The 14214-nt window shown below is 37.9% G+C and carries 12 protein-coding genes and 1 pseudogene; 8 read left to right on the top strand and 5 right to left on the bottom strand.

The window, feature by feature from the left end:
• The 5 genes from NF867_RS15150 to NF867_RS15130 all read right to left on the bottom strand — a co-directional run bounded on the left by NF867_RS15150 (window position 1) and on the right by NF867_RS15130 (window position 6550).
• Complete coding sequence (locus NF867_RS15150) at window positions 1-561, bottom strand: DUF4199 domain-containing protein (protein WP_252589217.1); 561 nt, start codon at window positions 559-561, stop codon at window positions 1-3.
• A 21-nt stretch (window positions 562-582) separates the two neighbouring features.
• Window positions 583-1311: a hypothetical protein gene (locus NF867_RS15145; RefSeq protein WP_252589215.1), complete on the bottom strand. Its 729-nt coding sequence runs from the start codon at window positions 1309-1311 to the stop codon at window positions 583-585.
• 103 nt (window positions 1312-1414) lie between these two features.
• Entirely contained in the window at window positions 1415-2680 is a 1266-nt protein-coding gene (locus NF867_RS15140) for a dihydroorotase (protein WP_252589213.1), read from the bottom strand.
• A 72-nt stretch (window positions 2681-2752) separates the two neighbouring features.
• Window positions 2753-4804: a BatA domain-containing protein gene (locus NF867_RS15135; protein ID WP_252589211.1), complete on the bottom strand. Its 2052-nt coding sequence runs from the start codon at window positions 4802-4804 to the stop codon at window positions 2753-2755.
• Between the two features lie 36 nt (window positions 4805-4840).
• Window positions 4841-6550, bottom strand: coding sequence for a L,D-transpeptidase family protein (locus NF867_RS15130; RefSeq protein WP_252589209.1), 1710 nt, complete (start codon window positions 6548-6550; stop codon window positions 4841-4843).
• 321 nt (window positions 6551-6871) lie between these two features.
• On the opposite strand from NF867_RS15130, the gene hisG reads away from it, so the two are divergent.
• From hisG to hisF, 8 genes and pseudogenes are all read left to right on the top strand, one after another.
• Window positions 6872-7723: an ATP phosphoribosyltransferase gene (gene hisG, locus NF867_RS15125; protein ID WP_252589207.1), complete on the top strand. Its 852-nt coding sequence runs from the start codon at window positions 6872-6874 to the stop codon at window positions 7721-7723.
• A 112-nt stretch (window positions 7724-7835) separates the two neighbouring features.
• Window positions 7836-9128, top strand: a complete 1293-nt coding sequence (gene hisD, locus NF867_RS15120; protein WP_252589205.1) for a histidinol dehydrogenase — start codon at window positions 7836-7838, stop codon at window positions 9126-9128.
• Window positions 9129-9224: 96 nt separating this feature from the next.
• On the top strand, window positions 9225-10280 hold the full coding sequence (gene hisC / locus NF867_RS15115) for a histidinol-phosphate transaminase (RefSeq protein WP_252589203.1): 1056 nt from the start codon (window positions 9225-9227) through the stop codon (window positions 10278-10280).
• Window positions 10281-10324: 44 nt separating this feature from the next.
• Complete coding sequence (hisB, locus tag NF867_RS15110; protein WP_252589202.1) at window positions 10325-11521, top strand: bifunctional histidinol-phosphatase/imidazoleglycerol-phosphate dehydratase HisB; 1197 nt, start codon at window positions 10325-10327, stop codon at window positions 11519-11521.
• A 60-nt stretch (window positions 11522-11581) separates the two neighbouring features.
• Entirely contained in the window at window positions 11582-12226 is a 645-nt protein-coding gene (hisH, locus tag NF867_RS15105; protein ID WP_252589361.1) for an imidazole glycerol phosphate synthase subunit HisH, read from the top strand.
• Between the two features lie 34 nt (window positions 12227-12260).
• Entirely contained in the window at window positions 12261-13010 is a 750-nt protein-coding gene (locus NF867_RS15100) for a 1-(5-phosphoribosyl)-5-[(5-phosphoribosylamino)methylideneamino]imidazole-4-carboxamide isomerase (protein ID WP_252589200.1), read from the top strand.
• Window positions 13011-13052: 42 nt separating this feature from the next.
• A pseudogene (locus NF867_RS15095) lies at window positions 13053-13397 on the top strand (endonuclease domain-containing protein); the annotation flags it as partial.
• Between the two features lie 21 nt (window positions 13398-13418).
• The gene (gene hisF / locus NF867_RS15090; protein WP_252589360.1) at window positions 13419-14201 is read left to right on the top strand and encodes an imidazole glycerol phosphate synthase subunit HisF; all 783 of its coding nucleotides are present in this window, start codon (window positions 13419-13421) and stop codon (window positions 14199-14201) included.
• The last annotated feature ends 13 nt before the right edge of the window (window positions 14202-14214 follow it).

The following is a 14214-nucleotide window of genomic DNA, read 5'->3' as shown; positions in this document are numbered from 1 at the left end:
TTATTGAACACCAAACATGGCCTTCTCTTTTTTAAGAATAAAAGCCAATACCAGAGATACTATAAAGCCTGAAAAGAGTGAAACCACAACGCCTATTGTCCCCATCATAGCTGGTGTCATGAATTTCTTTGACATATTAATAGCTTGATCGACTTGCTCTTGAGATTGTCCACTCTCAAGCATTGATTTTTCTTGTACTGCAAAAATTTGATTAACAAGATCTGGATCTATGTATTTGAATAAAATAAATGAATAAACTGCACCAATGATACCCCCAACAAGGGCTATTAGAGTTCCACAACCTAAGCCTCTACCGTAGCTCATGTATCCGCCTAGATCAATATCCCGATGATACTTGATTCCGAACCAAATTGCAGCAATGTAAACTCCATATTGAATATAATACAGTTTAGAATCCAGAGGAACGCTCATTGTATACATAATCAATGAGAAAATAATAATTCCCAAGCCCATATAGAGCCCGTATTTAAGTGCCGTTTTTAAAGGAGAAACAGATGGACCATTAATTAATTGAGCATCATTTTCAAACTGTGAATTCATAGATTTTAAGGTTTTTAAAGTTTAGTTGATCTTTACCGGTAATTCCGATAGATTATAGTTGTAAACAAGTATAGCAAAAAGAGCGGCAGTATCAAATGGCTTATTGGCAGCCTGCTTTAAATAATCATTTAAATCGGTCATTCCAGGATCCGTTTCATTGAAAAAGCTCATCAAAACATAAAAAAGATCTTTCAATGGAGCACTTTCTTCCAATCTGTCGGCTGTTTTGGCAATTTCGGCATAAGTACTTTCCACCAGCATCTGATTGGCCACTACATCCTCATAAATTTCCAATTCTTCCTGAAACTCTTCTTCCTCAATTAATAAAAACTCTTTTAAGTAATCAGAAAGTTCAGGTTCTATTTTTTCCATATCACACTCATGCAGATAAAGGAACAAATTCAACAATTCCGTTCCCCTGTCAATCGTATCATCTTCAATTTTCAACCATTCTGGAGATTCGAGATAATCATCCTCCAATCGAACTGCATCGGCCTGAAAAAAGTTAATCAGCAGAAGATCAAAGAAAAATTCGCGCAGATTTTCAAAAGCCGGCTCATCATCAAAAGCCTCGTCCATCAACTGCATTTTCTGCTTAAAGTCTTCCCCTTGAGAAAATATAGTTACCAACTTATTATAAAAGGCAGTGTCTTTATCATCTAATGAATAAGATGAAGGAATTGAGCCTGATTGACCAATTTTATACCCCGACAAAGCTGCCTTAAGGGATTGTTGAACTTTTTTATCCATGATTATATAGGAATTATGAATGTCTAATAAATATGACGGTTTAAAATAGATTAAGAAATAAAGCTTCCATTAAACTTTACAACCTAATCCATTCAAGCAAAATTTAGTTAATTATCATTTGGCCATTATTAACAATCGCCATTGCCTTGCCTTTTAAGTCTTTACCAATAAAAGGAGTGTTTTTTGATTTGGAACGAATGTTTTCAGCGCTTAACATCCATTGATGATCTGGATCGAAAACGGTGATATTAGCCGGTTTATTTAATTCAATTACTGGAACTTCCAACCCTAAAATCTCTCTCGGGCTAATTGCCAGGGCATCTACCATTTCTTCAATGGCTAATACTTTTTCACAAGCCATATTAAATACAGCATAGGCTGTTTCTAAACCTGAAATCCCGTAAGCTGATGTTTCAAACTCCTGGTCTTTAAACTCAATTTCATGAGGGGTATGTTGAGAAACAACTGCATCAATAGTACCATCTCTCAGACCGTCTTTTAATGCCTTAATATCGTTTTGAGAACGTAAAGGTGGTTTCACTTTATAGTTGCTATCAAATCCCATTAACACTGAATCATCCAGCAATAAATGATGAACGGCTACATCGGCAGTTATTGGCAAGCCTTTTTTACGCGCTGCACGAATCAACTCAACACCACCTGCAGTAGAAACGGTTGTAAAATGAACTTTCCCTCCAGTATATTCAGCCAGAAAAATATCGCGTGCAATCATCAGTTCTTCTGCAATATTCGGGATACCTTTCATACCCAAATAAGTAGCAGTAATACCTTCATTCACCTTAGCTTTTTCAGCAATTGAAGCATCTTCAGGATATGAAATTACTAACCCATTAAAAGCCAAGGCATACTGCAGGGAGCGCATCATAAACCCTGCATTTTGCACAGGTTTGTTTCCATCAGAAAAAGCTACTGCACCCGACTGGGTCATATCATACAACTCGGCAATATCAACACCTTCCCGTTTAACACTTAAGCTTCCGATCGGATAAACATCTACAGAATTACCTTTTGCCCGGTTCTTTATATATTCAATTTCAGCCTTTGAATGCATGGGAGGATTAGTGTTCGGCATAATAGCAACCGCGGTAAAACCTCCAGCAGCCGCAGCCGCACAACCACTTATTAAGTCTTCCTTGGTCTCAAATCCTGGGTCTCCAAAGTTAACATGCATATCCATCCATCCCGGTGAAACAAACTGACCTGTTGCATCATACACTTCGGCTCCTTTTGCTTCAATTACTGAATCAATTTGAGTGATTTGCCCCTTGTCAATCAAAATATCTTTCACTTGTCCGTTAAAACTCGAATTAGGATCGACAATGGTGGCTGACTTTATAAGAAACTTCATTTATTTATTTTTATTAAATGCTAGATAATCTCTGATCTTGGTTTAAATAATCTGTAACAGCATAACCAATTACTAAACAGCTTTCATTTGCAACTTTTCGAAATACCTGATCAATAAAACTTCGGCCCCTAAGAATAATAAAGTAAGCCATATGCAGTATTTCCAAAGTTTTCGGCCCGAATTTTCAACCTCAACCGCCTTTCCCACCGCATCGGCAGGAGCGTTAAGCACAGAAATATTTTTTGTACCTAATACCTTTTCTAATTCACTTACTGAAAAATAGCTAAGATCAGATTCGGAACGGTCGTAATTGAAAGCAAAACAGGCAAGCAGCTCATTTCCGTTTGCAAAATTATAAATTCCATCTTTTTTTACCTGATCATCGATGTAGAGATTTGTTTTTGACTCATCATTTCTGATATCAGGTATAAATTCAGTGTCTTTATTTTTCAGTTTATAATCATTACGCTCTGCAGGAGGCAATTTTGACGTTTCGAGTAATGTGTTTTTACCGATTGTATAATACAATGGATAACGCTGGTTACCCAACAAAGCCATTTTATACATCATTGGAACAAATATGGCATGACGCGGTAAGTTAGTAACGCTATCATCTAAAGGTACCGAAGACAAATAAACCCGTCCCAGCCCTGTTTGCGTTTTACTTAATAATGATTTTCCACCCTGCATGGTCAACAAAACTTCGCGGCGACTTGTACTTAGGTCTTGTGTATTAAATGACCGTTTAACAAACGGTAAATCAATATTGCTTTGTGGCACCATTTCAAACAAGCCTGAAAAGACATCTGATTGAAGGTTGATCTTTTCAGTTTTATTGGCCTGCGGATCTGTTGCTCCCAAACGTTCGGTATTAACAGCGGTTAAAAAACTGTTATAACTGCTTATATCGGATGAAAAATCAGGGAAAACTAAAACTGAACCTCCCGCCTGAACAAATTTGGTTAGCTGTTGAGCTAAGCCTCCTGAAATTGTACTAATTCGGTCTAAAACAACCAATCGTTGGCGAGGAATCAACTCATAGTCAATCTGATTTTCATTATTTTTAACAGTTTGAAAATAATCATCGGTTTGATAAACGGTTTGTACGTAATTATTAGCCTTAGCGCCACTAATTACCAACACATTTACTTTCTGGTCGATCAGATAAGAGAAAAACAAACGATCATCAAACGTAACCGGGAAGTCTGTAATAGAAACTTCTCCTTGCTGCCAACCGGCACCATCGGGTTTATAAGTTAATGTATCTGTTGCCGATGATTTTGCCTTAACAGATAAACTACCAATAGCTTTTTGCATCTTGTTCACAAACAACTTAACCGGAACATTCGAAGCATCTTCATCGGTGAAGTTCTTAACTTTTACTACCATCTGTTCAGACTCACCGGCTTTATGAATCGGTGATATAAACCAAACACTATCTACAGAGATATTAACGGTTTTCGTTTCTTCAACCGGTATTGCTGTTACTTTTAACGTCGTGTCTAACGAAAGTTTACTTTCATCAATATTATTTCGTTGAAAATCTGAAATCAAATACGATTGCTTTAATCCTGCACCTGAAGAAAATAACAAGTCTTTTTGTCTGGCGATTACTTCATCAACCCTTCTTTTATTCGGGCTTATTTTAATGTCATCAAGCAATTTCAAAAACTCCTCTTTATCTACCAAACGTTGATGCTTTCCTTCAAAATCGTTCGTTAATAACTGAAACCGATCATTTAAACCTGCAGAAGAGGCCAGGCTTCGAGCTTTACGTTTGGCTTCATCCAACAAACTTCCTTCGTTGTTACGGGCATCCATACTGTACGAATTATCAATATAAATGCTGTAACTATGAGTTTGTCCGACCTTTACTGATTTACCCTGAGGCACAAATGGCTGGGCAAAGGCGAATACCAGAAAAGTGATGGCCAATATCCTACAAGCCAAAATCAGCAGATGCTTTAACCTCGATCGTGAATCGGTTTGCTGTTTGATTTCTTTCAGAAAACGAACATTTGTAAATGGAACACGCTTAAACTTTCGAAAATTAAACAGGTGAATAACAATGGGAATGGCAATAGCCGAAAGAGCGAACAGGAAAGATGGATAAAGGAAGTTCATCAAAAAACAAAATTAATAATTTACCTGAAATCTCAACTACTGTTTTACTGAGTTTTGATTTGATTTCACTAAATATCTTTTCAATGAATCTAACAGCATATTATCGTAATCATACACGTCGTTATAAACCTTTACACCGTTTGAATCAGGAACACAAGTATAGTAATCGATAAAAAGCGGCCATGAGTTTTGAATGGTGATCCATCGTGTTTGTCGACCAACCGCTTGCTGATGCTCCAACTTCCGTTCATATCTGCCCATTTTTAAAGTATCCAAAGGCGGAAGTCCTGTTTCAATCCTAATTTCATCAAACAAACGAGGGCTTTGAATTAATACTTTGGCAAATGTCAATGGGTCAGCCACCCGAATGCAGCCGTGACTAACAGCCCGGTTATCTTTTTTAAAAGCTGATTTATTAGGCGTATCATGCAAATAAATGCTTGATTTGTTAGGGAAGTTGAACTTAAATTTCCCTAAAGCGTTGCCATCGCCCGGATCTTGTTTAAAATTATATGGAATGTTATTAGGATTAACACTGTCCCAATCAATTTCTGTTGGGTCAACAGTTTCACCTTTTTTGTTATAAACCCTGATTCCACTGCTTACTAAATAATAAGGATTTGCACGAGATTTAGCTAATATTTCGGTTTGGGCTATCGAATGAGGAATATTCCACTTAGGATTAAGCTGTATGTTATTAAGCTTGCCAAACATAATTGGTGTTTCATGATTCAAAGGCTTATCTTCAACAAGCTTTGACTTCAGGTAGATCTCTTTTTTTGCAGCATAGTCATCTTCCCTTTTCTCACCAACACATACCTTCATCGTTAATTGAACTTTGCCAGTATCAACCACAACAAGGTTAAAAGAAGGAATATTCACCCGTACAAACCTTCCTGAATCCGCAGGAATTTTCCAGCGATATCGTTCCATGTTCAACAGTATTTTTGCCCTTAAAGCAATATCAGAGCAAGTATCAAGGGCTTTTTGCAAAAAGATATACTCTGCCCGTTTAGGTTGAATTGCATTAAGCTGATCGACCCAATTCTGCTTACTTAACATCTTGAATAACGAGGAGTCAGTTGGCCGTTCAACTGGAATGTAGTAGCGAGCATATATTTTTGAAGGATCGATACACCCATATTGCATTTTAGATGCATAAGAAATATAAGCATTGGCTGTAAGCACCTGAAAACGGGCCATTAAAGTATACAACTGCCGCAATGAATCAAATTTACCCTGGTTAAAGCGTTGCTTTAACGAATCAATCTTTTTTGCATTAAACAATTCGGGAGCTATCCCATGCTTATAGGATTGATTAAAAAAGGATTCCAGTGAGTCAATTTGATGATCTTTTATTAAAGTGATAAACCAGGCGGTGTCACTTTTACTCTTTTCTTCAAAAAAACGTTTAAGAACTTTCTGATTAAACAATTTGCCTCGCTGTTGCTTTAATTCAAATTGAACAGCTGCATTAAAAACGGCAGTATCAAACTTTTTATACGTTTTATCTTTAAACAATTCAGAAAGATAAATACCTGTTGCCGAAGGCTTTTTACCACAACCGGCTAAACCAAACACCAAAATTAAAAGGAGGGAAAGCTTAATATTTCGCATCAAAGAAGCACGAAACCCATTTATTTTCAAGAGAAAGAAACTATCAAGTAGATGATTTAAAAATAAATGTAACGGCAAAAGTAATTCTTTTACGCTTGAAAGCTGGGTATTTCGTCTAAACATGTTCATAATTCCTCTAGCTGTAAACCTTATGCCAATTTTAAAAAAACGATTAATTTTTCATTTTTTCAAAATTACTGTTGCTTTTTTGTAAAGTATAGCTTTTCTTTGTACTTCCACTTCCAAAAGTGTTAATGATAACTAAACAACATATCGCGCTGCACCATCATACCCATCTTCATCATGGGCATCATCACCATTGTGCCTAATCGCAGCGAGTTTTAGTATCAATCCAAAATAATAAATCACACATTTTAACATAAAACTGCGGTTGGCTTAATACAAACAAGCAATAGGCTTTTTGTATACTCCAACCACTAGACAATTTATATGAAAACTATAAAAATTGCTATCCAGAAGTCGGGCCGTTTAAACGAAAAATCGGTTGATCTGCTTAAAAAAAGCGGTTTAAGCTTTGAAAACTACAAGAGTTCGTTAATCTCCCCTGTTAACAATTTCCCTTTGGAAATTCTCTTTTTAAGAGATGATGATATTCCTGAATATGTGCAAGACGGTATTGCCGATTTAGGAATTGTTGGAGAAAATGTAATTGCTGAAAAACAAGTAGATGTTACTTACCTTCAAAAACTTGGCTTCGGCAAATGCAGCCTTAAATTGGCAATAGCAAATCATAGTGACATAAAAGACCTCTCAGGCCTGAATGGCAAATCAATAGCGACCTCCTACCCTGTTATTCTTGATAAATTTTTAAAAGAAAATAATATTGATGCAGAAATCCGTGAGATCAGCGGTTCTGTTGAGATTTCAACCAATTTGGGCTTAAGCGATGCTATTTTCGATATCGTTTCTACCGGAGGAACGTTAAAAAGCAACGGATTAAAACCTTTTGCTGATGTGATGAGATCGGAAGCTGTTTTAATTGGCAAAAATGGCATAGCAAAAGATCCTGTTGTTTTTGAATTATTGCAGCGTATACAAAGTGTACTGAGAGCCGAGCAAACCAAGTATGTAGTAATGAATGCATCTAAAGCAAATTTACCAGCAATTTTAGAATTGTTACCTGGAATTAAAAGCCCAACGATAGTACCACTGGCTACTGAAGATTGGGTGGCTGTTCACACTGTAATACCGGAGAAGGATTTTTGGGATAAAATTAACCGACTTAAAACTGCAGGCGCTGAAGGAATTGTGGTTTTACCAATTGAGAAAATTATTTTGTAAGGAGAGACATGAGATTTGAGATAGGAGATATGAGAATTTTAACTGTTCAAATTTCACCTTAAAACTAAGTGCATCTCTTGTCTCAAATCGCAAATCTAAAATCTAACCACAAATGCTAAAATCATATAACTACTCAGCATTAGGTAGTCAGGAGCTTCAAAAGTTAATAACTCGTAACGCTGACTCTTCCAACGAAATTGGAACTGCAGTTGAGGAAATTATTGCTGAAGTAAGAACAAATGGGGATAAAGCACTGTTGAATTATGCTCAAAAGTTCGATAAGGTAAATCTTTCATCCTTATTTATTGGTTTTGAAGAGATTCAGGAACTAGCGTCACAGGTTGAAGAACATGAGCAAAAAGCATTAGAAAAGGCCTTTTACAATATTCACAAGTTCCATTTGGAGCAGTTAAAAGATGAGGCGAAGGTTGAAACTACTTCAGGTGTTACTTGTTGGAGGGAATTACGACCTATTGAACGAGTAGGTTTATATGTTCCCGGTGGTTCAGCAGTGTTACCAAGCACCTTCTTAATGCTGGGTATTCCGGCAAAAATTGCCGGATGTAAAGAGATTGTAGTTTGCTCTCCTCCGCAGAAAAACGGCTCCATTAATAGTTATATAGCTTATTGTGCATTGCTTTTAGGCATTAAAAAAGTTTATCTGATTGGAGGAGCTCAAGCCGTAGCTGCAATGGCCTATGGTACCGAAAGCATTCCAAAAGTTGATAAGATATTTGGCCCTGGAAACCAATACGTTACCAAGGCTAAAACAATCATTCAAAGTACAACTAACACCGCTATTGATATGCCGGCCGGCCCTTCGGAAGTGTTGGTAATTGCAGATTCTTCTGCTAATCCGACTTTTGTTGCGGCCGATTTATTGGCACAGGCCGAGCATGGAGCCGATAGTCAGGCGGTACTGGTAAGTGACTCTCAACAACTCATTGACGAGGTGAATAAACAATTATGTCTTCAGTTAGATGAGTTACCTCGAAAAGAGATTGCCGCCAAAGCAATTGAGAATTCTTATGCGGTTGTAACCGGTAATTTAACCGAAGCCATGCAATTCAGCAATTTGTATGCTCCAGAACATTTAATTATTGAAACCGATAATTACGAACAATTGATACCGGAAATTATAAATGCAGGCTCAGTATTTCTTGGGCATTTAACCCCCGAATCGGCAGGCGATTATGCCTCGGGCACCAATCACACCTTGCCTACCTCTGGTTATGCACGCAGTTACTCAGGAGTATCTGTTGATAGCTTTGTAAAGAAGATCACTTTTCAACATATTTCCAAAGCTGGCATTAAAAACCTCGGCCCAACTGTTGAAATATTGGCAGAACTGGAAGGTTTGAAGGCACATGCGAACGCTGTAACAGTAAGAATGAAAGAATTATAAAAAGACCATGGTCTATGGTCAATAGACCATGGTGATGTACAACAAACATAGTTTCCATGGACTATCGACTATGGACCATGGACATAAAAAAATAGCATGACAACAATAGACATCAACTCGTTATTGCGAGAAAACATAAAAAAACTGGTTCCTTATTCTTCGGCTCGTGATGAGTTTAGCGGCGAGGCAAGTGTTTACCTGGATGCCAACGAAAACAGTTTTGGCTCTCCATTACCCACAGCCTACAACCGTTACCCAGATCCGCTTCAGTGGAAGTTGAAAGAGAAAATTAGCACGATTAAAGGTGTTCCTCCTCAAAACATCTTTGTCGGAAACGGTTCTGACGAAGCTATTGATTTGCTGTTCCGGGCATTTTGTAACCCTGGAGTTGACAATGTGATCATCGTTCCTCCAACCTACGGCATGTATGAAGTATCGGCAAACATAAACGACATCGAGCTTCGAAAAGTTAAATTGCTGGAGAACTTTCAATTGGATTTAGAAGGAATTGCCGAAGCAATCGACAAGAACACAAAGATGATCTTCATTTGTTCTCCTAATAATCCTACAGGAAACTCAATTGATCGTCAGGATATTGAAACAGTGCTTAGCAATTTCGAAGGAATAGTGGTAATTGACGAGGCGTATATCAACTTCTCTCGTCAAAAAACCTTTATTCAGGAACTTACCGAATACGCTAATCTTGTCGTGCTGCAAACTCTTTCAAAAGCATGGGGTTTAGCGGCTTTAAGAGTTGGAATGGCTTTCGCCTGCCAGGATATCATTGATGTTTACAATAAGGTGAAACCTCCTTACAATATGAGCCAGGCCACACAAGAGCTTGCACTGGAGGCACTAAATAACATTGAACAGGTAAACGTCTGGATTAAAGAAACAGTGACCGAACGCAATAAGCTTTCGAAGGCATTAGAGGGGATTTCAATTGTTGAAAAAGTTTATCCATCCGATGCCAATTTTGTTCTGGCTAAAATCAAATACGCAGATTACTTATACGACTTTTTGGTTGAACGTGGAATCATTGTTCGTAACCGCTCGAAAGTGGTTTTATGTGAAGATTGTTTACGTATTACTGTAGGAACTCCTTCTGAAAACGAGGCCCTAATTAATACCATAAAAGAATTTGTTATATAATCCCCTAAATCCCCTAAAGGGGACTTTCCTTTAAAATTTAGAATATGACTTCTGAAAACAAAATAAAAGACAATGCAATTCCTGCTCCCCCTTCAGGGGGCAGGGGGGTAAAAGTATTATTTATTGACAGAGACGGAACTTTAGTTACTGAGCCAGCCGATGAACAGGTTGATAGTTTTGAGAAACTCGAGTTTTATCCAAAAGTATTTGAATACATGGGTAAAATTGCCCGTGAACTCGATTTCGAGTTAGTAATTGTAACTAATCAGGATGGTTTGGGTACTACTTCCTTACCCGAAGAAATATTCTGGCCGATTCAAAATTTCATAATAAAAGCATTTGAAAATGAAGGTGTAAAGTTCAATGGAGTTTACATTGATAAAACCTTTGCCCGAGACAACGCCCCTACTCGCAAACCCAATACTGGTTTATTAACCGAGTTTTTCGATGCTGAAAAATATGATCTAGCCAATTCATTTGTTTTAGGCGACCGAATCACAGATGTATTACTTGCCAAAAACTTGGGAGCAAAAGCTATCTGGCTAAATGAAAACCGTGGTTTAGGAAATGGTGAGATCAATGAAAAAGCCGAAGCACTTAAAGAGTTCATAGCCTTAGAATCAACCGACTGGGCTAAAATTTATGAATTCCTTAAATTGGGTGAGCGCACAGTAAACCATGAGCGTAAAACCAAAGAAACCGATATCACTATAGAATTAAATTTAGATGGAACCGGCAAAGCTGATATTTCTACAGGCATCCATTTTTTCGATCATATGCTAGAACAAATTGCCCGCCATGGCTCTATCGATTTAAAAATTAAAACCATCGGTGATTTGCACATCGATGAACACCATACCATCGAAGATACCGGAATTGCACTTGGCGAAGCCTTTGCAAAGGTGTTAACCGATAAACGAGGTATGGAACGTTACGGCTTTTGCTTACCCATGGATGATTGCCTGGCTCAAGCAGCAATTGACTTTGGAGGCAGAAACTGGATTGTTTGGGATGCCGATTTTAAGCGTGAAAAAGTGGGTGAAATGCCAACGGAAATGTTTTTCCATTTCTTCAAATCATTTTCTGATGCATCCCGAAGTAACTTAAATATTAAAGCCGAGGGCCAGAACGAGCATCATAAAATTGAAGCTATTTTTAAAGCCTTTGCAAAAGCAATAAAAATGGCAGTTAAAAGAGATGCAAATAATCTTTCGTTGCCAAGTACAAAAGGAGTGTTATAACCCCCTACCCCCTGATGGGGGCTTTTGACTACTTAATGATTATAAATTTCAGAAAAAGTGATTGAAGAAATAAAAGAACAACTAGTAGTAACCTCTTCCCTCTTTAAGGGGGCTGGGGGGATCGGCATCATTAACTACGGAGCCGGAAATATTTTTTCACTTTGCTGTGCACTTGACCGCTTGAGTATCAGCTACAAAGTTATCAACAGTGTATCAGATTTTGAAACCTGCGAACGTTATATAATTCCGGGAGTGGGACATGCTAGTCCGGCAATGAAACAGCTAAATGCCACCGGTTTAATCCCATTGATAAAACAGACATCAAAGCCTGTTTTAGGCATTTGTTTAGGTATGCAGCTACTTTCTTCTTTTTCTGAGGAAGGTGAAACTTCGTTACTGGATATCATTCCGATTAATACATTGAAATTTACTGATAGCCGGTTAAAAATACCTCATATGGGATGGAATAAGGTTAATGCATTGGATAACTCAACGCTTTTCAGAGGTATAGAAGAAAATAGTTATTTTTACTTTGTCCACTCCTTTTACCTCGAGCACACAAACCAATATAGCTTAGCCACAACTAATTACGGATTAACTTACGCTTCTTCAATTCAAAAAAATAATTATTTTGGAGTTCAGTTTCACCCCGAAAAATCGGGAAAAGCAGGTGAGCAGCTTTTACTGAACTTTGCTCAATTGTAACTAACAGAATTTCTTAAACACAAAAAACTTAATCATGTACGTTATACCAGCAATCGACATCCTGGACAAAAAGGTTGTTCGCCTACGCGAAGGCAAATACGACGATAAAACCGTTTATGATGTCAGCCTGGAAGAGATGCTTGAAAAATACATTTCAGCAGGAACTCAGTTTGTTCATATTATCGATTTAAATGGAGCTAAAGGCGACTTTAGCAATCAGCAGTACGTTTTGAACGCCATTAAAAAATATGATATAAAAGTACAGTACGGTGGTGGGGTGCGAAGCATAGATAAGGTAAAAGAATTATTGACCATTGGTTTTCACCGTGTAATAGTAGGCACGCAGGCAATAACTGACCCTACTTTTCTGGAAAAACTAAGTAAAGAAGTATGCGGGCAATATAAATGCTCCGACCAGGTTGTTGTAGCAATTGATGTTTTGGATGAGGTGATCAAATATTCTGGTTGGATGGAATCTTCTCCAATTAAACTGATGGACTACGTTGACCGTTGTACTAACCTTGGCTTTTTCCGCTTTTTATGTACCGATATCGCTAAAGATGGCAAACTTACCGGAAGTGGTATTGATCTGTACAAAAAGCTCCTCGAACATAAGCCATTCATCAAATTAATTGCTTCAGGAGGCGTTAGCGCTATACATGATTTAGAGGAATTAAAAGAAATTAAGTGCGAAGCTGCAGTTGTAGGTAAAGCTATTTACGAAGGCAAAATAAGTGTGGAAGAAATCAAACGCTGGAATTTGCAGTCATTGGTGGCGTTATAAGCCCCCTAAATCCCCTAAAGGGGACTTTACTATTCTTACCGCATGAAAAACAAAATGTTTATGGGGGCTCAGGGGATAAATTTCATTAATGCTAAAAAGCATAGAAATAGTCCTACTGAAGCAGAATCTGTTCTCTGGAATTTCCTGGCAAAGAATCAATTAGGAGTTAAGTTTCGACGCCAACATCCTATTGCCAATTTCATTGCAGATTTTTATTGTCACTCGGCTCGATTAATTATTGAAGTAGATGGTTCTATTCACTATACTCCTGAACAAGTTTTATATGATCAAGAACGAGATAAGGAGCTTTTATTTAATGGAATTAGAACAATACGATTTACAAATAATGAAGTAATAAAACAAACTGAAAAAGTGATAGATAGAATTATTGATGAATTAGCAGGTACAATCTCCCCTCCTTTAGGAGGGGCCGGGGGAGGCCTTGCCAAACGTATTATCCCTTGTTTAGATGTAAAAGATGGTCGAACCGTTAAAGGAGTAAATTTCGTTGAGTTACGCGATGCCGGTGATCCTGTTGAACTGGCTATTCAATATTCGGAACAAGGAGCTGATGAACTGGTTTTCCTGGACATAACAGCAACGCATGAAAAACGAAAAACCCTTGCAGAACTCGTAAAAAACATTGCCCGAAATATTAACATCCCATTTACTATCGGAGGAGGCATCAATGAATTGGCAGATGCCGATGTTTTATTAAATGCCGGTGCTGATAAAGTGTCTGTTAATTCTGCGGCCGTTCGCAATCCGCAATTAATTAACTCGTTTGCCGACAACTTTGGAAGCCAGTTTATAGTGGTGGCTGTTGATACCAAACGACTTAACTACGGACATATTGTTCATTTGAACGGCGGTCGTTTACCTACCGAACTGCAGACCCAAAGTTGGATCAAAGAAGTACAAGATCGCGGGGCCGGAGAAATTCTTTTAACGAGCATGGACCATGATGGTACGAAAAACGGTTTCGATTGCGAGCTATTAGGAGAGATCAATCAGTGGTTAACCATTCCATTGATCGCCTCGGGTGGCGCGGGAAATATGGAGCATTTTGCTGAGGTATTTAACAAAACAAATGTTGATGCGGCATTGGCAGCATCAGTGTTTCACTATGGCGAAATCCTGATCCCTGATTTAAAAGCCGAATTAAGGAAGCAAGGAATAATTGTTAGGTAAATTCACCTAAAAA

This window comes from Solitalea agri, assembly GCF_023914155.1.
Classification (GTDB): domain Bacteria; phylum Bacteroidota; class Bacteroidia; order Sphingobacteriales; family Sphingobacteriaceae; genus Solitalea; species Solitalea agri.
Note: the sequence above shows the minus strand (reverse complement) of the source record. Positions and strands in the feature narration are given on the sequence as shown.